General features: G+C 43.1%; 17 protein-coding genes, 1 pseudogene and 1 other annotated feature. Of the genes and pseudogenes, 13 read left to right on the forward strand and 5 right to left on the reverse strand.

Annotated elements, in window-relative coordinates; genetic code table 11:
• Positions 1–141: 141 nt before the first annotated feature.
• From J2T19_RS22205 to J2T19_RS22220, 4 genes are all read left to right on the forward strand, one after another.
• A complete protein-coding gene (locus J2T19_RS22205) occupies positions 142–1,815 on the forward strand; it encodes a ribonuclease J (RefSeq protein ID WP_307219655.1) in 1,674 nt (557 codons plus the stop codon).
• A gap of 496 nt (positions 1,816–2,311) precedes the next feature.
• On the forward strand, positions 2,312–3,295 hold the full coding sequence (locus J2T19_RS22210; RefSeq protein ID WP_307219657.1) for a LacI family DNA-binding transcriptional regulator: 984 nt from the start codon (positions 2,312–2,314) through the stop codon (positions 3,293–3,295).
• Between the two features lie 201 nt (positions 3,296–3,496).
• Entirely contained in the window at positions 3,497–4,972 is a 1,476-nt protein-coding gene (locus tag J2T19_RS22215) for a glycoside hydrolase family 32 protein (protein WP_307219660.1), read from the forward strand.
• 94 nt (positions 4,973–5,066) lie between these two features.
• Entirely contained in the window at positions 5,067–7,058 is a 1,992-nt protein-coding gene (locus J2T19_RS22220; RefSeq protein WP_307219661.1) for a sucrose-specific PTS transporter subunit IIBC, read from the forward strand.
• Positions 7,059–7,131: 73 nt separating this feature from the next.
• Here the strand turns inward: J2T19_RS22220 and J2T19_RS22225 are convergent, their stop codons facing one another.
• From J2T19_RS22225 to J2T19_RS22240, 4 genes and pseudogenes are all read right to left on the reverse strand, one after another.
• Positions 7,132–8,031: a manganese catalase family protein gene (locus J2T19_RS22225; RefSeq protein WP_056692131.1), complete on the reverse strand. Its 900-nt coding sequence runs from the start codon at positions 8,029–8,031 to the stop codon at positions 7,132–7,134.
• 219 nt (positions 8,032–8,250) lie between these two features.
• Positions 8,251–9,972 (reverse strand): cellulase family glycosylhydrolase, encoded by a 1,722-nt coding sequence (locus J2T19_RS22230; protein ID WP_307219665.1) that lies wholly within the window; start codon positions 9,970–9,972, stop codon positions 8,251–8,253.
• A gap of 255 nt (positions 9,973–10,227) precedes the next feature.
• Positions 10,228–10,563 (reverse strand): TetR-like C-terminal domain-containing protein, encoded by a 336-nt coding sequence (locus tag J2T19_RS22235; RefSeq protein ID WP_307219696.1) that lies wholly within the window; start codon positions 10,561–10,563, stop codon positions 10,228–10,230.
• 90 nt (positions 10,564–10,653) lie between these two features.
• Positions 10,654–10,740 (reverse strand): annotated as a pseudogene (locus J2T19_RS22240) (TetR family transcriptional regulator); the annotation flags it as partial.
• A gap of 503 nt (positions 10,741–11,243) precedes the next feature.
• On the opposite strand from J2T19_RS22240, the gene J2T19_RS22245 reads away from it, so the two are divergent.
• The 4 genes from J2T19_RS22245 to J2T19_RS22260 all read left to right on the forward strand — a co-directional run bounded on the left by J2T19_RS22245 (position 11,244) and on the right by J2T19_RS22260 (position 17,974).
• The gene (locus tag J2T19_RS22245; protein WP_307219667.1) at positions 11,244–12,686 is read left to right on the forward strand and encodes a 6-phospho-beta-glucosidase; all 1,443 of its coding nucleotides are present in this window, start codon (positions 11,244–11,246) and stop codon (positions 12,684–12,686) included.
• A gap of 264 nt (positions 12,687–12,950) precedes the next feature.
• Complete coding sequence (licT, locus tag J2T19_RS22250) at positions 12,951–13,781, forward strand: BglG family transcription antiterminator LicT (RefSeq protein WP_307219669.1); 831 nt, start codon at positions 12,951–12,953, stop codon at positions 13,779–13,781.
• A 302-nt stretch (positions 13,782–14,083) separates the two neighbouring features.
• Positions 14,084–15,964, forward strand: a complete 1,881-nt coding sequence (locus tag J2T19_RS22255; RefSeq protein WP_307219671.1) for a beta-glucoside-specific PTS transporter subunit IIABC — start codon at positions 14,084–14,086, stop codon at positions 15,962–15,964.
• 546 nt (positions 15,965–16,510) lie between these two features.
• Positions 16,511–17,974, forward strand: a complete 1,464-nt coding sequence (locus J2T19_RS22260; RefSeq protein WP_307219673.1) for an Msr family ABC-F type ribosomal protection protein — start codon at positions 16,511–16,513, stop codon at positions 17,972–17,974.
• 151 nt (positions 17,975–18,125) lie between these two features.
• Here the strand turns inward: J2T19_RS22260 and J2T19_RS22265 are convergent, their stop codons facing one another.
• Entirely contained in the window at positions 18,126–18,716 is a 591-nt protein-coding gene (locus J2T19_RS22265) for a biotin transporter BioY (protein ID WP_307219674.1), read from the reverse strand.
• Between the two features lie 112 nt (positions 18,717–18,828).
• On the opposite strand from J2T19_RS22265, the gene J2T19_RS22270 reads away from it, so the two are divergent.
• The 5 genes from J2T19_RS22270 (at position 18,829) to asd (ending at position 24,366) form a co-directional block, all read left to right on the forward strand.
• Positions 18,829–19,671 carry an ATP-binding cassette domain-containing protein gene (locus tag J2T19_RS22270; RefSeq protein ID WP_307219677.1) on the forward strand — a complete coding sequence of 281 codons (843 nt, stop codon included), beginning with the start codon at positions 18,829–18,831 and terminating at the stop codon, positions 19,669–19,671.
• Entirely contained in the window at positions 19,668–21,446 is a 1,779-nt protein-coding gene (locus J2T19_RS22275; protein WP_307219679.1) for an ATP-binding cassette domain-containing protein, read from the forward strand. The genes J2T19_RS22270 and J2T19_RS22275 overlap by 4 nt, the downstream gene beginning before the upstream one ends.
• A gap of 99 nt (positions 21,447–21,545) precedes the next feature.
• The gene (locus tag J2T19_RS22280; RefSeq protein WP_145048617.1) at positions 21,546–21,839 is read left to right on the forward strand and encodes a hypothetical protein; all 294 of its coding nucleotides are present in this window, start codon (positions 21,546–21,548) and stop codon (positions 21,837–21,839) included.
• 259 nt (positions 21,840–22,098) lie between these two features.
• A complete protein-coding gene (locus tag J2T19_RS22285; RefSeq protein WP_307219681.1) occupies positions 22,099–22,710 on the forward strand; it encodes a GNAT family N-acetyltransferase in 612 nt (203 codons plus the stop codon).
• 120 nt (positions 22,711–22,830) lie between these two features.
• Positions 22,831–23,111, forward strand: a binding site (T-box leader).
• A 169-nt stretch (positions 23,112–23,280) separates the two neighbouring features.
• Complete coding sequence (asd, locus tag J2T19_RS22290) at positions 23,281–24,366, forward strand: aspartate-semialdehyde dehydrogenase (RefSeq protein WP_307219683.1); 1,086 nt, start codon at positions 23,281–23,283, stop codon at positions 24,364–24,366.
• Positions 24,367–24,505: the final 139 nt, after the last annotated feature.

Consider the following 24,505-nt stretch of genomic DNA (forward strand, 5'->3'; position numbering starts at 1 on the left):
TTTCTATATTTAATTGTGACATCGAATTCAGCATCTCATGTATAAGAGAAGGGAGAACTTCCATAATAGGAAGAAGCGTAATGAATTCGATCTTTTGTTTAGACCAACCACCACAGCTATTGTAGAGGAGGATCTGTTGATTTGAACCTTGCACACAACAAATTGTACGTTGCAGCGCTCGGCGGCGTGAATGAAATTGGAAAGAATATGTATATCATACAGTATGACCAGGATATCATCGTGATTGATTGTGGTTCTAAGTTTCCGGATGAGACACTATTAGGCATTGATCTGATTATCCCGGATGTATCGTATTTATTAGAGCATTTGGACAAGGTAAGAGGGCTGGTCGTTACACATGGACATGAAGACCATATCGGCGGCATTCCCTATTTATTAAAACAACTGAATATTCCCGTGTATGCATCCCGTTTAACACGAGGGCTAATCGAGTTAAAGCTTAAAGAACACGGACTGTTCCGCAATACGGATATGCATACGATCGATGCACATTCAAGTATTAAGCTTGGGCAGATTGATATTTCTTTTTTTGCAACAAGTCACAGTATCCCCGATTGCCTTGGTGTTTTCTTTCAAACGCCCGGAGGAAACGTCGTTCATACGGGGGATTTCAAGTTTGATATGTCACCGGTTAACGGGCCTTATCCGGATTTGCATCGTATGAGTGAGATCGGTAAACAAGGCGTGAATATATTGTTATCTGAGAGCACCAATGCTGAGCGACCGGGATTTACACCTTCTGAACGTGTGGTTGGTGACCACATCTTAGATGCTTTTATCCGTGCCAAGCAAAAAGTATTTATCTCTACTTTTGCTTCCAATGTGAGCCGAGTTCAGCAAATTGTGAATGCTACATTTGAAACAGGTCGTAAACTGGCTCTATTAGGCAGGAGTATGGTGAATGTCGTATCTGTAGCGAGTGATCTTGGATATCTAGATGTCCCTGATGGATTATTAATTGAAGCGATGGATACGGATCAATTCCCTCCTGAGCAAGTCGTTGTGTTATGTACAGGAAGTCAAGGTGAACCGATGGCGGCGTTGTCTAGACTTGCAGCAGGCAAGCATCCACATGTGAGGGTTGCGGCAGGAGATACGGTCATTATTGCAGCAGGGGCAATCCCCGGTAACGAAAGAGATCTTGCCCATGTGATTGATAATCTGTATGTTCTGGGTGCAAGGGTGATCTATGGCTCAAGCGGTGCTTCGGGCATGCATGTATCGGGACATGGAAGTCAGGAAGAGCTTAAGCTAATGCTGACATTGATGAAGCCTGATTATTTAATTCCTGTCCATGGAGAGTTCCGTATGTTATATCAGCATCGTTTGCTGGCAGAATCGGTTGGAATCGAGAATGATCATGTATTTATCGTTAATAATGGGGACATGATTCAGTACAAAGATGGCGTTGCTTCACGTGGACCTAAGATTGCTTCTGGCAACAGCCTTGTGGACGGTCTAATTATGGGCGATGTTGGTAATATTGTGCTGCGAGATCGCAGACAACTCTCTTCGGACGGCATGCTGGTTATAGTGACGACATTAAGTAAAACCGATAAAAATATGGTTACTTCTCCTGAGATCATATCCAGAGGGTTTGTCTTTGTGAAGGATTCGGAGGAGTTCATGAATGAGATTCATGAGCTGGTTCTTAAGAAAATGGAAGAGCTAACAGGTGCCGGTGTGAATCAATGGAATGTGATCAAACGAAAGCTTAAAGACGAGATCGGTCATTACATCTATGCTCAGACCAAACGTAGACCGATGATCCTTCCCATCATTATCGAGGTATAGGAAGTAAACAACATTCACAAAATTATAAGAGGTTGTTCAAAAAGTCCGCATTTGATTACGAACGATGCGCGAGCGGCATCTCAGCATCGAGTATGGGATTCAGCCGAAATGTCCGTTGCTCACGTAGTTTTGCCTACGCTCCGCTACTCCATTTCTATCTTCATCCCATCTTCTCGGTACTGAAAACCACCCTTTTTGAACACGTACTATAACAGTTGTTTGGAGCATGTATCCCATCTGAATATGGTTCGTAAAGCAACGCCCAATTGATGCGTAATCATACCAAGGTATGAATTCACATCAATTGGGCTTTTAGTGTTTAACCTGATGACACAGATGTGTAACTAAAACAAGTTTAAAGGTCATTCTGTCATAGAAGAGATAAGTGTTACACGCTTAAGTTGAACAGTGCTGAACAGATTCGCCATACGCGAAGCTTCGAAGTATAATATGAACAGATATTACTTTACATTTTAATGAACTCAAAGGGGTAAATATGAACAAAACCATTTCTGATATTGCTCAGATGGCAGGTGTTGCGAAGAGTACCGTCTCCCGGTTCTTAAACGGAGGGTCGGTTAGCGAGAACACAAGACATAAGATTGAGCAGATCATCAAACAATATAACTATGTCCCCAATACGTTTGCACAGAGCTTGAAGGCGAAGAAAACCAGTATTATTGGAACAGTTGTGCCAAGGCTTGATTCATTTGCAACTTCACAGACCTTAATCGGGATCGATGAAGAATTGCGCAACAATCAATATCAGATGTTAATTGCGAATACAAGTCAGGACATGAAACGAGAAATTGATGGCATATATGATTTTGCTAGACAGAAAGTGTCAGGTATTATTCTTCTTGCCGCGGAAGTGACCGAAGCGCATCTCAAAGCTATTGAAGAGATTGGTATTCCAGTTCTATTAGTTGGACAACAACATCCCAATATCCATAGTTTAGTTCATAATGATGATCAAGCAGGGTACGAGATGGGGAAATATATCGTTCAACAAGGCCATCGAAACATTGTATATATGGGCGTTACAGAGAGAGATCAGGCAGTAGGTATTCATCGTAAGCAAGGTTTCAAGCGTGCCATTGCTGAATGTGGTGAATGTCAAGTTACATATCATGAAACAAGTTTTAAAATGTCGGAGGCGGTTGCAACGGCGGAAGCTATTGTCCGAGATCGCAAAGCCACGATCATCGTAGGAGCAACGGATAACATTGCGCTTGGTGTGATGAAAACAGCCTTTTCCAATAAAATACGAATTCCACAGGAATTGTCCGTTACAGGGTTTGGTGGATATGATATTACGGAGATGATCCACCCAACACTGACAACAGTGAAATTTCACTATTTACAAGCGGGTAAATTGGCGGCAGATCACATTATTCGACTCGTTCAAGGCAGCGTCGTGGAGAAGCAGACTGTACTTGATGTAGAAATTATTCCACGAGAAAGCGTTGACAAACTATAAAAGTTTCCTTTATGATAATTCCATCGAACCGGTTCCATTCGATTCGTTTATAAGTACATCGAATCGACACCGGGCGGAGAAATGCAGGTGGAATTATTTTTTTGTTATTGTTGGAACCGGTTCCCATGCGCAAAATAATTCATGTACATTTATTGTGGTGTGTAGCCACATATTGATTTACAACGCAAGGGTGGAATGGTTATGAAAATGAATAGAGAACAGCGTTATCGGCGAATAGAACAAGCAGAGCCAGGTGAAATGGACAAGCTGACAGCCTTGATATCTGCCTGTCCATGGAGACAGCAATATCATATCCAACCCATTACAGGACTCCTGAATGACCCTAATGGATTTTCCTACTATGAAGGTCATTATCATTTGTTCTATCAGTGGTTCCCTCTAGGAACCGTACATGGAATGAAATATTGGTACCATACCCGTTCAACGGATCTTGTGAATTGGGAAAATGTCGGCATCGGTATAAGTCCAGGTGAGCAATATGATTCACATGGAGCATACTCCGGCAGTGCCATTGAAAAGGATGGGAAGCTGCATCTTCTCTACACCGGTAACTCAAGGGATGAAGAGTGGATCAGGCATCCGTATCAATGCTTAGCCATTATGGATGAAAGCGGTTCAGTGGTGAAAACACCTCTGCCTGTGATTGATTCAGTACCTTCAGGTTATACCGAACATTATAGAGATCCTAAGGTCTGGCAAGATGGAGAGCTATATTACTGTGTGATTGGGGCTCAACGAACGAATGAAACGGGCTGTACCGTCATGTATCGTTCAGCAGATCTCAAGCATTGGGAATTTCTTGGTGAGGTTGAAACAAAACTCCCGAATTTCGGCTACATGTGGGAATGCCCTGATTACATGACAATGGATAAGCAGGGGATTCTGATCTTCTCGCCTCAAGGAATTCAGCCTGAAGGGGATTTGTACAACAACATCTATCAATCAGGATATCTTGTTGGTGAACCACTAGATCTAGAGACAAGAGTGTTCAACCACGGTTCTTTCCAGGAACTAGATCGAGGGTTTGATTTTTATGCACCTCAGACGATGAATGCACCGGACGGCAGACGGATCCTTGTGGGCTGGATGGGACTTCCTGATCTCGAGTATCCCACAGATGATAGTGGATGGGCACACTGCTTGACGATTCCTCGGCAATTGACGTTGAGGGATGGGAAGCTGATTCAGCAACCCATTTCGGAAATGGTTAAACTGCGAGCGTCTGAAACAGTTCAACAGCTACATGTCATATTGGATGATGAGAGCCGATCTTTTGCAGGTTTTGAAGGTATCGCGTATGAATTAGAGTGTGAAATTACAGATTTTGATGCGGAGCGCTTCGGTATTGAGTTTCGAACCAACGAAGATGAGAAAACCGTGGTACAGTATGATCGACTGCAACAAAAATTGACGCTGGATCGCTCTTTATCTGGTGCTCCATTAGAGCTAAATAACGGAAATATTAGAAATTGTGCTTTATCAGGGGATATCATCAAAATCCATATGTTTGTTGATACATCTTCAGTCGAGATATTCGTAAATGATGGGGAAGAGGTATTCACTAGCCGCATATTTCCAAGCCGAGATAGTGTGGGCATTCGTTTTTTTGCACATGGCGGCAAGGCAGAGTTCAAAGCGAGCAAATGGGATTATTAGAGAGGTTGTTCAAAAAGTAGCGCTTATGATTACGAAGCATGCCTGTCCGTATCTCAGGCGGCGAATATGGATTTATTGAGAGGAATGAATAAAGATGTCGGAGAACAAAAAAATTGCCGAAGAAGTCATTCAGGCCATTGGAGGCAAGGAGAACATAGCTTCCTTCGCCCACTGTGCGACACGCTTACGTATCATGGTCAATGACAAAGAGAAGATCGATCAGAAGCAAATTGAGAATATTGATAAGGTTAAAGGTGCCTTTTTTAATTCAGGTCAATATCAGATTATCTTTGGTACAGGTACGGTCAATCGCATTTTTGAAGAAGTTGAGAAGCTCGGCATTGAAGGGTCTTCCAAGGAAGAAGTGAAGAGTCAGGGAAAAAAGGAAGGCAATGCGCTTCAACGAGGTATCCGTACGTTTGGTGACGTCTTCGTTCCAATTATCCCTGTGCTTGTGGCGACAGGTCTATTCATGGGTCTACGTGGCTTGCTTACACAAAATGAAATTTTATCCTTGTTCGGTGCGACGCCAGAGGATATTTCACCGAATTTCCTGCTGTTCACTCAAATTCTGACGGACACTGCATTTGCATTTCTACCTGCACTGGTCGCATGGTCAGCATTCCGTGTATTCGGCGGAAGTCCAGTCCTTGGTATCGTCCTGGGTCTAATGTTGGTTAACCCAGCGTTGCCGAATGCCTACGCAGTAGCTGATGGATCAGCGCAACCGCTGCATATGTTTGGATTTATCCCAGTGGTAGGGTATCAAGGCTCCGTGCTTCCTGCATTCTTCGTGGGATTGATCGGGGCGAAGTTCGAGAAGGTGCTTCGCAGACGTGTGCCTGAGGCGCTCGACTTGATCTTAACACCGTTTATTACGCTTACAGTCATGATTACACTAGGATTGTTTGCAATCGGGCCAGTATTCCACTCCCTTGAAGAATGGGTACTTCAGGGAACCACAGCTGTATTGGATCTGCCGTTTGGTATTGCGGGAATCATTATTGGTTTCTTTCATCAAATTATCGTTGTTACGGGCGTGCATCATATCTTCAACTTTCTTGAAATTCAGCTGTTGGAGAAAACAGGCTTTAATGCGTTTAATGCCATTATTACCTGCGCTATGGCTGCTCAGGGTGCGGCTTGTCTAGCTGTAGGATTAAAAACGAAAAATATGAAGTTAAAAGCACTTGCACTACCTTCATCATTGTCCGCATTTCTGGGTATTACAGAACCGGCCATTTTCGGTGTGAATCTGCGCTACATGAAACCGTTCATTATGGGGCTTGTTGGGGGAGCTGTTGGTGGATTCATTGCTTCATTATTCCACCTACAAGGCACAGGTATGGCTGTTACTGTAATACCAGGAACATTGCTGTACCTGAATAGCCAACTTCCATTGTACATTCTGTCCAATCTGACTGCGATGGCTATCGCATTTGCACTGACATGGTTCTTTGGTTATAAGGATGCACCTGCTGTGGAAACGGCTACGTCTACGCATTCAGGCGGTGCCAATGGGATTAGGACGAATCCAGCAGTAGCAGTAGATCCGTCAGAGGTTGAGCGTACTCATACGAATGAGATCACAAGCAGCCGCCAAAAGGTAGAATCGTTAACCATTTTGTCACCTATGACGGGCACTGCGGTTGAGCTTGAGCAAGTTCCTGATCCTGCTTTCTCAGAGAAGCATATGGGCGAAGGACTCGCTATTGAGCCATCCGAAGGCCGGGTAGTTGCACCGTTTGATGGCACGATCGCACATGTCATGATCAAGAGTAAACATGCAATCATCCTTGAACATGAAACCGGAGTGCAAATGCTTGTGCATATCGGGATCAACACGGTTGGACTCAAAGGTGAAGGCTTTACCCTGCACGTCAACAATGGGGATGTGGTAAAAGCCGGACAATTATTGATTGAATTCGATATGGAATTCATTCAGAATGCCGGTCTACCGATTATTACACCTGTATTGATTCCAAACGGAAATGAAACGATTGAACGCGTGGAAACATCCATAACCGGAAACGTACAGGCAAATAGTGAAGCTATTATGGTTGTAAGATTCACGAAACCACAATAAGAAAATATTCAGAAGGAACCTGGTGAGTCTATCAGGTTCCTTTTTACATGTTTAGGGTGGTATTTACTCCAGCCTATAGACCCGCTTCTCGCTTCAACCTTGAAGCAATCAACAGCAGATCCTCGGCAGAGATGCCTGGAGCGAATTCTTCGGGTAGATCAGGCAGATCAGGAATGCTCCCACTATGACCAGGTAGGCCGGCATAGGCTTCCAATTTGCCTCCATCAATAGGATGCACACCTTTCCAGATCTGTGCGATGTTCTGATAATCCTTATCGCTAAATGTATAAAGCCTGCGATGTTCACCCATCGCTTCCCATTTACGAGTGGTATCAAACACTTTATTGTCGAGTTTCGGAATCGGAAATAATTTAGTCACGTCAACCCCAGTGGCGATCTGTAGTGCTTTTGCATAAGCCAAGATATGTACGCCTCCGCGGACAAGCAAATAACCGGTCATCTCCCTAGCCGCAGGATGATCCGTCATTTCGTAGACTCTCATTTTATGCGTACGTGCACCACACTCCAGAAAAAAGTTATGCAGCAGATCGAAGATTAGATTGCCACTACTTACAACATACGAACCATTCCAAGGTCTACCCATGGAATCATACGGGAGTGCGGTTTGGGCAGATTCAATGAAATGGGAGGTCATTCGTGCGTCTTTACCGATGCGTAAAGGTGTAGAATCTGGATCACCCGGAGATGTAGAACCCACTAACATGAGATTAATCGTATTGGCAACTAATTCAACATGCCCGAATTCTTCCGCTGTGATACTTGCAACAATATCATAGAAGGCACGAAGCTTTGTTTTTCCTCTAAAATTAAAAGATTGAAACATATAATTGTTGAGCGTTGACATTTCCCCGAATCGTCCACCCAGTAGTTCCTGTACAGCACTCGCTCCGTTGGGATCAGGACTTCCTGAGAGGGGAAGCTCAATCGCCAAACGATCGACACGTTTAAACATGGTGTTACCTCCTCAAACCAAATTACAGTATAGGTATGAGGCGCTACTTGTACGTTATTCGGAACTATCGAAAACATCCAAAAATAAATACAGATAAGGTCATCTATGGTAGGAGTGACACAAGTCTAAATATACACAAACGCCCTGTTAGAGCGAAGTGCTCTGACAGGACGCCGTATTGAATGATTTTTAATTGAAGTGAGTTAGGTTATGTTCAATTCAGGAAGCTGTGCCAACAACGCTGTTCCCATTTTTCGTGATTTTGTAGGTGATGATATCTCCGCTCCAGAAATGGAACTTAAGAATGACTTGTCCATCATTGGTTTCATTGAAGAAGTTTTGTTTCAACTCAATGACATTACTATTGTAATTCGGGCTGAACGTGTAGGAGAACTCTTTAAACGATGTCCAGTTCTGTGGCCCTGCATTACCGCCATTGACATAGGTTGCTTCCATAGTGGCAAGTTGGTTGCCATTGAATGTTGTTGGAATTGCGAATGAGCTTGTAGTACCTGTTGTACTGTTCAATTTAGGTGTGTCATATTTGATAAGATTAAAATGCCAGTTAGCTCCTTTGTTGAATTTTGCTGTAAGCTTCGCATTAACACCAAGGTTGCCTGAAGAGGTAAGTCTAGTTAACAAGCTGGATTTCAATGTGAGTACATCACCGCTAATGGTGTAATCTGTCCCTTTAACAAGGGTTGTATTTCCATGAACAAGAGAGTTGAACGTATTGCCATTCAGATTCAATTTTACGGTTTTATCTTGTACTGCAGCGCCTTTTTTCAGATAGACTTGATCTGATTCTGCTGTTGCAGAACGTCCAGTCCAGCTTGCTTTCATCGTATTATAGAGATCTTGGTCAGACCAAGTGAAGGATGTACGGCCAAAATGCTGACCATTATCCCATAACATCGTTGTCATTTGCTTTTGACGAAGGTACTGGCCAATGAATTCGAAGAATTTCAGCTTCTCACCTTGTTGAATGACACCGGTATGCTGGTCAAATCCAAGTAAGCCATATTCGCCGACAATGACAGGGATGCCTTTAGCTACAAATGCATTGTAGACGCGGTCAAATGTGTCCGTAATATCTTTTTGAACCTCAGCGTTATATTTGGTAACACCTGCAATGTTTACACTGAACGGCCAAAATCCATAATAGTGCACTGTAGCGATAATGTTCGGATCATTTAATTTGGAAATAGTTTGTGATAAGGCATCCAAATCAGCTTGATTAGAAGCTGTATGTAACGTTGGGAGAACGAGAGGGCGAGTAGCGTTGTTACCACCAGATGTTCTCACAATGTTATGGAATGACGTATTCAGCTCGTCCAATAGACGGTATGAAGTTGCAGGATCCGTTGTTCCACCTTCAGTGAAACGGGGCTCGTTGACACTTTCGAACATCAGCTTGTTCGAGCTGTTCTTGAACTTATTGGCGATCTGAGTCCAAGCCGCATTGTATCGAGCAAGAACATTCGTGCGATCATTCTCCATGTAACTGATCCATTGCCATGAATCATGATGAATATTAATCATCACATACAGATTGGCATCGAGAGCCCAGTTTACCACTTCTTGCACTCGGTTCATGTAAGCGGCATCAATTGTGTAGTTAGGTGCGCCACCAATATGAGCCTGCCAGGTCACAGGGATGCGAATGCTCTTATAGCCTTGGTTGGCAATATTCTGAATCAACTCTTTTGTGATGCGTGGATTGCCCCAGGCTGTCTCATCTGCTCCAATGGCATCCAGTGAATTCCCGAGGTTCCATCCGGGTTCCATCGCTGAAACATACGATTGAATATTCGAAGGTGCGGCAGTCACAGTAGGCTGAACTTGTTCGTTACTAGCCGCTGATGCGATGGCCGAGGAGAAAAGTGATACGATCATCACCGTGACGAGGGTAAGAGAGAGAACAGATTTACGTTTAGTCATTAATCATAATCTCCTTTTCTAGAAAATGAGTGTGTACTACCGAATGAACCAACGAATACGGTGTATCTGGGTCCAAGAAGTAACATTTTACCTAATGTCCAAAAAAGGAACCACCTCCAAAAATAGGATTGAAAGCGTTTTCTGAATTGAACTATAACATGTTAACCGACATCAAAGTACCCTAATAATTGGGTGAAAAATCATGTAGAAATTAGTGGTATAGACACCAATTTTGTTAGTAAAAGTAAGTTCAAATCATGTTCTCTCCCGTTTCACATGGAAAACTTCAGTGGACAACAGCATGAGCTCCACAATCTGTGTGCTCATATACTGCGGGGATGTGGGGAATTCTTCTTCAATCCAACGAATCAAGAGACCCGCGACGCCATGCGCACGATAGATGTACAGCCACTTAGGGTCAATTAAGGTTCCTTCCTCCAGTTCGTACTCATACTCCGATAGAAATAGATTCTCTATAGCTCGCGCGATTTGGTATCTAAAATCGACCTGGATATGATCGCTTAACAGCAATTTATAGAGAGCTGCATGCTTTTTCAGATATGTAAATAACGTAATATCATCCGTCTGCATTTCTTTCAAATTCACTTTGCTAATCGACTGATAGGGATGCTGAATTTGTCTAATGAACTCATCCAATACATCTTGAATGACTTCGTGTAACAGTTCGTCTTTAGTGGCATAATGGGCGTAAAATGTTCCCCGGTTATAGTTAGCTTCTCGCACAATTTCGGATATGGATAGTTGCTGGAACGGCTTTTGAAATTACAAATGCACAAAGGTCTCTTTCTATGCGGTTTTGGAGCGTAGAACACGCTTGTCCAATGAATCTGTCATCGTATGTTCACCTCAAATTCAGTATGGTTGAATATCACTATTCCTGCAACTTACTATACAAATCTTATGCATATGTACAGTAACGTACAAATACTGGTGGATTACGGATTGATGCTGATTGAAATAGTTTATAAGATTCCAGCTGTGCAGTCGTGCAAGTAAGGTGAATACGCTCTCATTATTACTATTTCTAAAAAGAATCCACATTAAAATTGACATTTTCTCTATTCCTTGCTAAAGTTTTATCCAATCCGCATAACTGTGATCTGGGAATGTTACCGATACGGGCATAACCTGAGCTTGCTTGCTTACACGTCAATGTGTAACCAGGCTGGTTCGGGTTTTTTCTATTTATATATCCTAGATTGCAGAATCATGGTGGACGATGAATTACATAATTCGGAAGGAGAATGATGATGACTAACTTTAAATTTCCTGCAGATTTTCTATGGGGTGGAGCTATTGCTGCCAATCAAGCGGAAGGTGCTTACCTTGAAGATGGTAAAGGTCTGAGTATTGTTGATCTCTTACCAACTGGTGAGAATCGTAGAAGCATTATGAAGGGGAATGTTCCAGGTTTTGAACCGTTAGAAGGCGAGTTCTATCCTTCGCATGGGGCGATTGATTTCTATCATCGATATCCTGAGGATATTGCTTTGTTTGCTGAAATGGGCTTCAAAGCACTGCGTGTATCCATTGCCTGGGCTCGAATTTTCCCATCAGGTGAAGATACACAGCCGAATGAGGCTGGTCTGAAATTTTACGATGATCTCTTCGATGAATTGTTGAAGCATGGTATTCAGCCTGTCGTTACACTTGCACATTTCGATGTGCCTGTAAACCTCATTCAGAAGTATGGCAGCTGGAGAAGTCGTAAGCTGGTAACCTTGTTCGAAACTTATGCAACAACCGTGTTTACACGTTATAAAGATAAAGTGAAATACTGGATGACTTTTAATGAAATCAATATGCTACTGCATCTGCCATTCTTAGGAGCTGGCTTGGCATTTGAAGAAGGGGATAACATTAAGGAAATTCAGTATCAGGCTGCCCACCATCAGTTGGTTGCAAGTGCACTAGCTGTGAAGGCTTGTCACGAAATTATTCCAGATGCAATGATTGGTTGTATGCTTGCTGCCGGCAGCTTTTATCCATACACTTGTAATCCAGAAGATGTGTTCCAAGGCATGGAGAAGGATAGAGAGTCTTATTTCTTCATTGATGTTCAGTCACGTGGTGAATACCCTGGTTATGCCAAACGTTTCTTCAAGGATCACAAGTTGAACATTGAAATGCAGCCAGGCGACGCCGAAATCCTGAAGAATCATACTGTGGATTACATTGGCTTCAGTTATTATTCAAGCCGTACAACGAGCACCGATCCAGAAGTGATCAAAAATATGACAAGTGGGAACGTATTTGGTTCTGTGGCTAACCCGTATCTGGCCAAATCCGAATGGGGCTGGACAATCGATCCAAAAGGATTCCGTATCACTGCGAATCAATTGCACGACCGTTATCAGAAGCCACTGTTTGTCGTAGAAAATGGATTCGGTGCTCATGATGAAGTCACAGCAGAAGGTGAAGTAGATGATAGCTACCGGATTGATTATTTGAAACGTCATGTTGCCGAAATGGGTGAAGCAATTCAAGACGGTGTGAACATTATTGGTTACACGAGCTGGGGGCCAATTGATATCGTTAGTGCCTCTTCAGGCGAGATGAGAAAACGCTACGGTTATATCTATGTTGATCGGGATAATGAAGGGAACGGAACTCTGCAACGTGTGAAGAAAAAGAGCTATTTTTGGTATCAAAATGTAATTCAATCTAACGGAACCAATCTTGGTGAAGAATAATATCGAAGCTAAGCAATCGGAAGAACCAGAACTGCTGGAACTTCCGATTGTCCCCTCATTGAAAGCGTTGACATATGGACATGTTTCGCGCTATACTTGACGCAAATATATCGTTTATGGGATTGTTACTACACGAAGTAGGCAAAACCTGAGCAACAAAAAAAGAAGACATGATGTCTTGTTTATTTTGTGTTGCTTCAGGTTTTTTTTGCGCCCAAAAATGATAAATTACAGATATACGTGGAACGTGACGGGGGGATTGAAGTGAAAATAGCTAAGGTTATCAATAATAACGTGATCAGCATATATCAAGCCGATGGAGCAGAGCTTGTGGTGATGGGACGTGGGATTGCCTTTAAGAAAAAACCGGGAGATATAGTAGATGAGACCCGTATTCAGAAAGTATTTGCACTAAAAAACAAGCAGACATCGGATAATTTCAAAATGCTGCTTCGTGAAGTACCATTGGAGCTTATTGAGATTGTTGAAGAAATTATTACTTACGCTAGAGATCAGTTAGGCAGAAATTTGAATGAAAATATCTATGTATCTCTAACCGACCATATCAATTTTGCGATTGAACGTTATCGCGAAGGAGTCGAGATTAAAAATGCTCTGATGTGGGAAATCAAACAACTATATAAAGCGGAGTTCAGCTTAGGTTTAAAAACGTTAGAAAATATAAAAAACAAGATGAATCTTGATCTCCCGCAAGATGAAGCAGCGTTCATTGCCCTTCATATTGTGAATGCAGAGATGAATGAAGAAGTGATTACCACGATGAACATTACGAAGTTTATTCAGCAAATTATTAATATTGCCAAATACCATTTCAAAATGGAATTTGATGAAGAGTCACTTAGCTATTTTAGATTCATCACACATCTGAAGTTTTTCTCCCAAAGGGTTCTGAGTGGTACGCATTATGATAATAACTACGACCATATCTATGACATGATTAAGGTGAAGCATCCTGAGGCGGCAGCTTGTACAGAGAAAATAGAGATGTTTGTGAACAAAGAATACAGTCATCAGCTTACTAACGAGGAAAAACTATATCTTACCGTTCATATTGAGCGAGTAGTTAATCGCTGAAAAACTAGAACAATATCACATATGATCTAGCATAAATATTCGCAAATAATAAATGTTGACAAATATGGTTAAATTATAATATTATGATATTAACAGGAAATGAATACGATTTAACTGGGATTGTTACTGGTTATGCAGGCAAAACCTAAGTCATGAGAAGGCACGGATGAAAGTGTGCCCCTTCTTCAAGGCTTAGGTTTTTTGCGTGCAAAAAAATCGGTAGGAGGCCTGTGAGAGAACTTTGCACCAATGCAATGTATGTTCTGTTATAGTGCGTGTTCAAAAAATATGGGGGTGCAATCATGAGTCAACAAAAACTGGCTAAAGAGATCGTAGAGCTAGTCGGCGGCGAGAAAAATGTAGTGTCATTGGTTCATTGTGCAACACGACTACGGTTTGTATTGAAGGATGATCGTAAGGCTGACAAAGCGAAGCTAGAGAAAACCGATGGTGTTATTGCAGTCAAGGAAAATGGGGGACAGTTCCAGGTTGTCGTAGGTAACAAAGTGCCGGAGGTGTATAGCGCCATCGGTGAAATTAGCAACATTCTGAATGATTCCTCGGACAAAGAAAAGCCGAAAAAATCAGCTAAAGGTCTTGGTGGTATCATTGATGTCATCTCAAGCATCTTTGCACCACTATTAGGTGTTATGGCTGGTGCGGGTATACTTAAAGGGTTACTACTTATCGCAAGTAATGTCGGTTGGCTGGAAACAACAGAAACGACCTACATCATCTTATATGCAGCATCAGACAGTTTATTTTATTTCTTACCTCTGTTGTTAGCGGTTACAACTGCTCGTAAATTCCAAGGTAATGCCTTCGTAGCCTTAACGATTGCCGGTGCTTTAATCTATCCAACAATTGTTACGCTCAAGACAGAGGGAACGCCTACTGATTTCTTCGGTATCCCTGTCATCTTGATGAGTTACTCATCTACCGTTATTCCTATTATTCTAGCTGTAATTGTGATGAGCAAGCTGGAGAAATTCTTTAACAAAACGTTACACGATAGCGTGAAGAACTTTGTAACACCGTTATTCCTTTTAGTGATCATGGTTCCTCTTACTTTGCTAGTATTCGGCCCGATCGGTGTATACACAGGTAATGCGATCGCAGCTGCGCTAGTAGCAGCCTTTGGATTTAGTCCATTGATCGCTGGTGCAATTATGGGTGCTTCGTGGCAGTTACTCGTTATTTTCGGAATACACTGGGGTCTGGTTCCTGTATTTATTAATAACGTTGCTGTCCATGGACGTGATGGTGTTAAACCAGCGGCAGCAGCATCTATCTTCGCTCAGACCGGAGCCGCTTTCGGGGTTATGTTAAAAACTAAGAATAAAAAGCTTAAAACCTTAGCAGGTTCATCGACATTGACAGCTCTGTTCGGAATTACAGAGCCAGCTATTTACGGGGTAACTTTACCGCTTAAACGTCCATTCATTGCTGGTGTAATTGGGGGTGCAGTTGGTGGAGCGATTATCGGGCAAGCAGGGACACAGGCATTTGCATCTGGAGCTCCGGGGTTGTTAACTCTACCAATCTTCTATGGTCCAGGTGGTCAAGGATTCCCAGGATTAATTCTGGGTATTACTGTATCCTTCGTGGTATCCGCAGTATTAACATATATTATGGGCTTCAAAGATCCTGTTGAAGAAGAAGCAACAACTGCTACCATTACTGAGGAAGCGCCGGTTCGGACGTTGGCAGTATCTGATGAACAGGTGCTCAGCCCGATTGAAGGTACGATTGTTAGTTTAACTGAAGTTCCTGACCCGGCATTTTCTTCTGGAGCAATGGGTGATGGTATTGCGATTGAGCCCACCGTGGGCAGAGTGGTCGCTCCGTTTGACGGAACGGTAACGGTTGCCTTTAAGAAGAAACACGCACTCGCGGTTGTATCGGATACAGGAGCCGAAATTCTGGTTCACGTGGGTGTGGATACGGTTAAGCTGGATGGACAACATTTTACATCCCACATTCGAGAAGGTGATCGTGTAAAAGCGGGTGATCTGTTGCTGGAGTTCGACATCGCTCAGATCAAGGCTGCAGGGTATCACACGGTGACACCGATTATTGTAACGAATTCAGCTAATTATGAGAAAGTTGTACCCATGGCAACCGGTCAAGTTCGGACGCAGGAGGCATTATTGACTTTACACAGTGGTCAGCCTCAAAACTAACTTAGAGAAAGAGGAGCGTACCAAGGAACGTTCATAGATTGCTTAGTCTACATTGTCTGACTAATTTACTATTCTTACAGCCGTGCCTACATTGAGCATATTAATTTTGCTAAATAGGGTGCGGCTTTTTGACTTTTAAGAGTTGGGAAATTATAATTAATCTTGTTAATTTATACTTGAACGGAAGGAGAATTGTTGAAGATGATACATGCGATGAGATTGCGTTTCCTGACCTTGAACCGTTAACTAAATACGTTCAAAGGCTCTGTAACGTTCAGAGTAAACAGGAGCAGTCTGTCCATTTTCGACAATCCTCAGGTAGGCTCTACGAGCAAATCATATATTCCTGTTTATACTGAATCACAGGCCGTAGCCTGTGATTTTTTTGTTTTTGACTTTGAAATTGAAGGGCTCTTGTGAGTTTGGTGGGATAAGGAGGTTCGCGTATGTCCATGTTACTTTTCTATTGATACGAGCGAGGTTAGCTTGCTCGTATCGATCAACGCTATCGATACGAAATCAATATAAATTTCGGAGGTAGCGAATATGGAAAAATGTTGTTACGAACTTGAACAGGTTAAAATGACCTTTTTAGATAAAGAGATATTAAATATTGAGCGTTTGGCTGTGCATCAGCTGGATCGGATTGGTCTTGTGGGTGGTAATGGTCAAGGGAAAAGCACACTATTAAAGCTAATCGCCGGATCAATTGAGCCAAGCGCTGGTAGGGTCAAACGCTATGTGGATCATGCCCATTTCGAACAAATGGAGGCACCGCATCCTGCTGAGTGTGAGGAGACGGATGGGGAATGGTTAGGTAGACTTGGCGTTCCCGCCCATCATGAACGGTTAAGTGGAGGGGAGCAGACGAGGCTGAAATTAGCTGGAATGTTAGCAAACTACCACGAAGCACTATTGTTCGATGAACCGACGACGCATTTGGATCAGGAGGGAATTTCTTTTTTGATCGACGAATTGCGATATTACCATGGTGCGCTGTTGATTGTCAGTCATGACCGGTCTGTTCTAGATGAGCTTGTCACGACGATCTGGGAAGTGAATGATGGCACCGTTAAAGTGTATTCGGGCAACTATAGTGATTATAAGGCTCAGCAGCGATTCGAACGAGATCAACAGAATCAAGCTCATGAGCAATTCTTGAAAGAGAAGAGACGGCTTATGCATGCTGCACAAGATAAAATGAAAAAAGCTGAGAAAATAACGCAAGCGGGCAGCGTGTCTAAACGAGAAACGAAGGCTAAGGCGAATCGAATGTTTGAAACCAAGTCTAAGGGAACGAGTCAAAAGGCTGTGCATCGGGCGGCTAAGGCCATAGAACAGCGAATGGAACAGCTTCATGAAGTTGAGGCAGTGCAGGAGAATCGTCCTATTCATTTTCGACAATCCAAAGCGCTGGAGCTGCATAACAAATTTCCGATAATGGCTGATCGTTTAACTCTTCAGGTGCAGAACAACGTATTACTGGATCAAGTCAGTTTTCAAATTCCTTTGAAACAGAAGATAGCCATTACTGGATCTAATGGATGTGGGAAAAGTACGTTGCTTCGTCATATCCTAGATGCTGACACAGGGATTATTTTATCTCCCAAGGCACAGATTGGTTATTTTGATCAGATGAGTTATCGGTTCAAAGGGAACGAAACTATACTGGAGTTTTTGATGAAACGTTCTGACTACAATGTAGCGGCGCTACGAAATTGTCTACATGCCATGCAATTTACCGGCACTGATCTCAATAAAGAGGTTGGATCGTTAAGTGGTGGGGAAGCCATTCGTCTTCAATTATGTCGATTGTTTCTAGGGCAATATAACATTTTGCTGTTAGATGAACCGACAAACTTTCTAGATACGCAGGCGTTGGAGGCGTTGGAGCAATTTGTAGTGGGCTATGAAGGAACGATCCTATATGTTAGTCATGACCAAACCTTTATCAGAAATACAGCAGATATGACACTGCATATAGAGCATCGGGGAATAACCGTATCATAGGGTTTAGTGTGATGAATCACAGTCTTATATGAAATAAAACCAAAGCTGTCCAGTTTATCTGGGCAGCTTTGACCTTGTTACAACGTTACATAGAAAGAATCTGGACAAGATCGTCGAAACTTCCGAGTGTAAGTGTGAATGAAATACGTAATTATGCGTCTACTTTCACGACAGATGAATTCATCTGCCCCGTCAGGCGCTGTGGAGGAAAGACCGTTCGAACAGGTGCAATGATGATGACCGCAAACAAAGCCTTGATCAGATCGCCGATAATGTAAGGGTAGAATCCTTGAATCATGGCTTCAGTAAATGACATTTTATATTGATACGCGAGCCATGGGACACCAGAGGCGTAAATCAATAGCGCTCCGAACAATTCAAGTACAATGAACGCAAGGAAGTAACCTACGAACCCATTCAGCTTAATTCGCGTAAGAAATAGACCAATGAGCATTGCGGAGAAAGGCCACATCCATACATATCCGCCTGTTGGACCAAGAATAACCGCCATACCTCCAGTACCGTGAAGCAGAGGAAAGCCAATCGCGGTTAGCACAACGACAAGGGCGATACTCAAAAATCCATAGCGTGGACCGAGCAACCCTCCAGCTAACATGACGGCAAGGGTTTGTAGTGTAATGGGTACAGGTGAGAATCCAATGGGGATACTAATATAACCAAACAGAACAAGTATGGCTGCCATAAGGGCGCTAAAAACAATTCCACGCAAAGATAATTTCATGTTTGAACAATCCTTTCAATTTTGCTAATCTTATTGTTAACCAATAATAATTATGTGGTTAACAATTCGGATCGTATCACAAAAGAATCAAAAGGGGAAGGACAAAATCTCAATGCAAGATGAAACAACTCTAATTACACTGGACAATGTCCGGGTTTATTATGCTTTATCGCCTGACAAGGTTCGAAAGGCTGTTGATGGCGTATCATTGCATGTTCATAAAGGCGAATGGATTAGCATTGTAGGAGCCAATGGGAGTGGGAAAAGTACAATTGCTGGGCTGTTAATCGGTTTTATACCGCTTTCCGGTGGATCAAGAATGGTTAAACCAGATGTTACTATCCGTGGGGTGTTGCAGCATCCCGATGCACAGGTACTCGGAGATACCATAGAAGAAGAGTTTCATTTTGCCTTATCCTCACTCTCCGTGTCTGCCGAAGAAAAGCAAAGACGTAGAGAACAAGCTTTACATACCGTAGGGCTTCGGATGTCACCCGATGCAGCCATTGCTCGGCTATCTGGTGGTCAGAAGCAGCTCTTAAATATTGCAGTGGCGCTTGCGGCTAAGCCGGATATCTTAGTGCTAGATGAGCCAACGGCAATGCTTGATCCTGGTGCTCGTGAACGGATTGAGAGTATAGTTGAACATATTATCCAGCAAGGAACCGCGGTGGTCTGGATTACACATCATCTGGAAGAAGCGACGTTATGTGATCGAATTATCGCTATGGACAAAGGGGGTTGTGTCTATGATGGTGATCCGGTTGCATTCTTCTATTCACCTGAGGTTGAAGGGGATGAATCAAGAAAAGTAGAGGCAAAATCCGTTTGCCGCCAGTTAGAGCTCGACCCACCATTTACGGTGAAGACCGCACAGCTTCTTAAACAACAAGGAATGCTTCCCCAAGCGACACCTCTTCGACCTGAGCAGCTTGTAAGGGAGGTAAGCTCTTGAATATTGAGTTAGATCATGTGAGCGTCGGAGGTGTAGAACTTCATCAACGGAATTTAATTCATGATATATCTATCACGCTACGCAGTGGAGAAATTACGCTGCTATTAGGTCGGACTGGATCGGGTAAAACGACAATACTGCAGATGTTGGCTGGTCTGAAGCCTCCAGATCAAGGGGCAATTCGACTTGGAGATGAGTTGCTCTGGCAGCAAGGCAAGGTTTCGCAGTCGATGTTGTTACGAATGGGGATGGTGTTTCAATTTCCAGAGCAACAGGTGTTTGCCCGGACAATTCAGCGAGAATTCGCTTATTCCATGCGTCCTTATCGGTATACCGAGCGTCAGCAGAAGCAATTAATCACACAAGCACTTGAACAGTGGGACACTGCAAAAGGTCGAACCGATTCACGGCAATTTGACCTAGATGGATCTCCGTTTGCGCTGAGTGGCGGAGAGCGTAGACGGCTGGGGCTTGCTTTGGGAACTGTCGTTGATCCTGAATGGTTATTGTTAGATGAACCGAGTGCTGGGCTAGAAGCAATTAGCGTTGTATTACTATTGGATGCTCTTGCTCAACATCGACTGGATAAACGAGGAGCAGTGGTAGCAACGCATGATCTGGACACGTTTTTACCTATAGCAGACCGGGTTTTAGTATTGCAAGACGGCGGGCTTGTAGCGGATGTGACGCCAAGAGAGCTTCATGCGCAGCCTGAGCTTCTGATACAGGCCGGAATGGGCCTGCCACCTTCTATGCAGTTAACGCAGCAATTTGCGGCAGTGGGGTTAGCTATGCCATCGACGGCACTAACACCAGAGGCGATGGCAGCGAGTATAATTCAAATGAAGGCAGAAGGACAGGAAATGAGCAATAACACTCGCGAGTCTGTTCCAACTGGTAATGAATCTACTAAACACCAGACGTATACTCAATTGAATTCGAAGGCTAATGAATGGAATGAAGGTACAGCGAGTATCCCTGTTCATTCAGCGACAAACAACAATCAATACATTCATTCGAATGGTCTGTATCGTGTAATGGATCCACGTTTGAAATGGATATTGTATATTTTGTTAGTGACGGCAACGATGCTACAGCATCGCTGGTGGGGGCTAACGCTAACGTTAGTGCCTGTCGTGTTTGCACTTGGAATCCTACCCCGTCAAGCACTTGTAAGTTGTATGAAGTTAATGAAGCCACTGTTGTTCTTTTTCATCATTTCTACAGTTTTATCAGGAACAACGCTCTCCACAGCAAGTGGAAGTTTGCAACTGGGTTTTTCTCTTATTCAGGCAGAAGCTACACTGCTTAATGTGTATCGTTTGTTTATCGTGACCCTTGCGAGTCTATGGTTCTCACTAACAACACCTTATGGGCGGATGGTGGAAGGCTTGAATTGGGTGCTGGCAATCGGACAAAAGATCAAGTTGCCTGTTACTTCGTTTGCCCTGGCTGTGTCTTTAATCTTCCGTTTTATCCCGATGATCTGGAGTGAATGGCAGCGATTCTCGCTCATTGTGCGCGCACGAGGCAAAGCTGCATTAAGACCTAACACAGTACGTGTACGTGACCTCGGACCAATGGTTATACCACTAATGATGTCCTTGTTCCAACGGGCAGAGGATATGACGATTGCAATGGAGATGCGAAAGGTTAGAGAGAATTATCGTGTTGGATCAACAACTTCCTTGCTAAAGTGGTCTAAACAGGATACGTGGATTGGTGTAATTGGACTACTAATTTTTATAGGTTATATATGGATTCGAGACTTCTAATAATTCTGTAACTTCCTTATAAAACATGCATAAATTACGTGCTCCTTGATCACTCTAATCATGCTTTGACTATGTCAGAGCGGATAGGAGGTCGAATTAATGAAGGACAAATTTATGCAAGAGGATCGACAAGAATCAACGGATCTATCTACCGTAGAATCTCAACGAAATGATCTGTTTCTTGAAGAATTTCCTGAGGGACCATACGGATCATCACTAATGTCAGAATCACTGGGGAAAAGCTCGCCTTGGCGAGTAGATCAGAGAACGGCACATCGGTTTGACTATGAGAACCATGAGCTTCACGAAGGTGATATTAGAGATTATCCAGGTCAGGATGTATTTGATGAATCCGTACCTGATAAGGTGAGCAGACCTCAATATCCAGAGTAAGTATGTTAAGTTAGTCTAATTCATTTATAAATGATAGCCTCCGGCATGATGGTTGCTGGGGGCTATTCTAGCTATAGAGGTGGTTCAAAAGTCTGCCTTCTTGGGACTGAAACCGACCTTTTTGAACACTCACATATAGAGAAATTCCACAAATTAGGTTAAAATTGCTGTAGTTAGGAGGGGCGTCATGAGAGAAATTGGATAGTGTTATCTATATAGACTACATATATTTAATTTGTGAAATAGAGAGGAAATAACAATGCACCATAACGAAATGTTAAGTGAGTTAACGATTGAGTGTCAGGATATTTATTTGCGTGAGTATCGACTTGAGGATCTGGATAAATTACAAGAGATCACATGGCAGCCAGAGGTTTACGAATTTCTACCAGGATGGAATGCTTCGGCCGAAGATCGGGCGCATTGGTTGGCTGAATACGAGATTCCAGAAAATCAGAAGTTTAAACAAGCCGTCAAGGCTGGGGGAGACATCGGCTCGCTCTTTCTACGATTGGCTATCATTCATAAGGAAACAGATGAGTTCATAGGCTGGTGTTGCTCAGGGATAAAAGAAGAGCTACCCGCACCTAATCGGGAGATTATGTACGGCATCTCCAAGAACTATAGAAACCGTGGCTATACAACACAGGCTGTTCATGGAATAACGCAATATTTGTTCACTCATACAAATGTAGAATTACTACATGCGATTGCATTATTAGAGAATGCTGCTTCTAATAAAGTCATACAGAAATGTGATTACAACTATGTAGATATCATCGAAATAGACGATGAGCAGTACAAACATTACCAAAAATCAAAGGGGAATGCGCAAGGAATTACAGCCCAAGCTGGCTCCTTATCTTCGTAGTCTTGCGACATATTGGGCATGATCATCTGGGAGAAATTAGACCTAGATTCTGTCGTTTTTGCATAAAAAATAAAAAAGGGTTTACTTCATAACCGATCTTTTGATATTATAATCGCAATATCAAATGCATTGAAGAGACGAGTAGACTAAAAGCATTCTTTGGCAGAGAGCTCCGGTAGCTGAAAAGGGGTAAAGAATTTTTGGTTGAATAAAGACTCAGAGCAGCACATCGGAACTTTATAATAAGTAAAGGGATGGTGTGACAGGAGCTCCTGTTACAGAGCTAGAGTATAAGTAGGCATACCAACATTGGCATTGTCGCTCTTAACTCAAAGAGGCTAGTATGGCGACATATTGGCGAATCTGGGTGGTACCACGAGTGATCCAATCTCGTCCCTGAGACTTCGGTCTTGGGGGTGGGATTTTTTTGGTTTTTCCAGGGTGAAATTTACACGCTTTGGTAATACCTGAATAGGTTTTAATAAGGGAAGAATCACGGCGTCCCAACAACCAATTAACGAATATCAGAGACCCAACATTCAACTTATACCGAAAGGAAATGATGATATTATGTCAGCAAAATTGAAAGTCGGCATTGTCGGAGGAACAGGAATGGTAGGTCAGCGTTTTGTGGATCTGCTTAACGGTCATCCATGGTTCGAAGTAACAGCAATCTCAGCAAGTGCAAACTCCGCAGGTAAAACCTACGAGGAATCGGTTCAAGGTAGATGGAAATTGACAGCTCCGATCCCCGAAGGTGTTAAACATATTGTTGTTCAAGACGCTTCCCAAGTTGAAGCATTCGCTAGCCAGGTTGATTTTATCTTCTGTGCGGTTGATATGAAGAAAAATGAAATTCAAGCGCTTGAAGAAGCTTATGCCAAAACAGGCACACCGGTAGTCTCTAACAACTCCGCTCATCGCTGGACAGCAGATGTACCGATGGTCATTCCTGAGATTAACCCAGGGCATCTGGAAGTCATTGAAGCACAAAGAAAACGCCTGGGTACTTCTACTGGATTCATTGCGGTGAAACCGAACTGCTCTATTCAAAGTTATGTACCAGCACTTCATGCCTTGCGTGAATTCGGCCCAACACAAGTCGTAGCTTCCACATATCAGGCAATCTCGGGAGCTGGCAAAAACTTTACAGATTGGCCAGATATGCTGGACAATGTTATTCCTTACATCGGTGGCGAGGAAGAGAAAAGTGAGCAGGAGCCACTTCGCATCTGGGGCAGCGTTGAGAACAATCAGATCGTGAAAGCATCTGCACCACTGATTACGACGCAATGTATTCGTGTTCCGGTAACCGATGGACACTTGGCAACAGTCTTTGTTAACTTTGAGAATAAACCAAGCAAAGAGCAAATCTTGGAGCGTTGGTTGCAGTTCAAAGGTCGTCCGCAAGAACTGGCTCTGCCAAGTGCACCAAAACAGTTCATCACGTACTTCGAAGAAGAAAACAGACCACAAACGAAGCTGGATCGTGACATCGAACGTGGAATGGGTGTATCCACAGGTAGATTACGTGAAGATTCCATGTACGATTACAAATTCGTTGGATTGTCCCACAACACCCTCCGCGGTGCGGCTGGTGGTGCAGTATTGATTGCAGAGTTGCTCAAAGCTGAAGGCTACATTCAGCCGAAATAATTCAGAAGCAACTTGTCATAGAAGAATGAAGAAAAACCATCACTTGGTCATACCCCTGTCAAGTAGACAGATGAAAAAAGCTATGCTGCCAGCGCGCATCGATATTCAATCGGTGCGCGCTGTTTGAGTTTCGCTTGAA

Origin of the sequence: Paenibacillus tundrae (assembly GCF_030812775.1) — a bacterium.
Lineage (GTDB): Bacteria > Bacillota > Bacilli > Paenibacillales > Paenibacillaceae > Paenibacillus > Paenibacillus tundrae_A.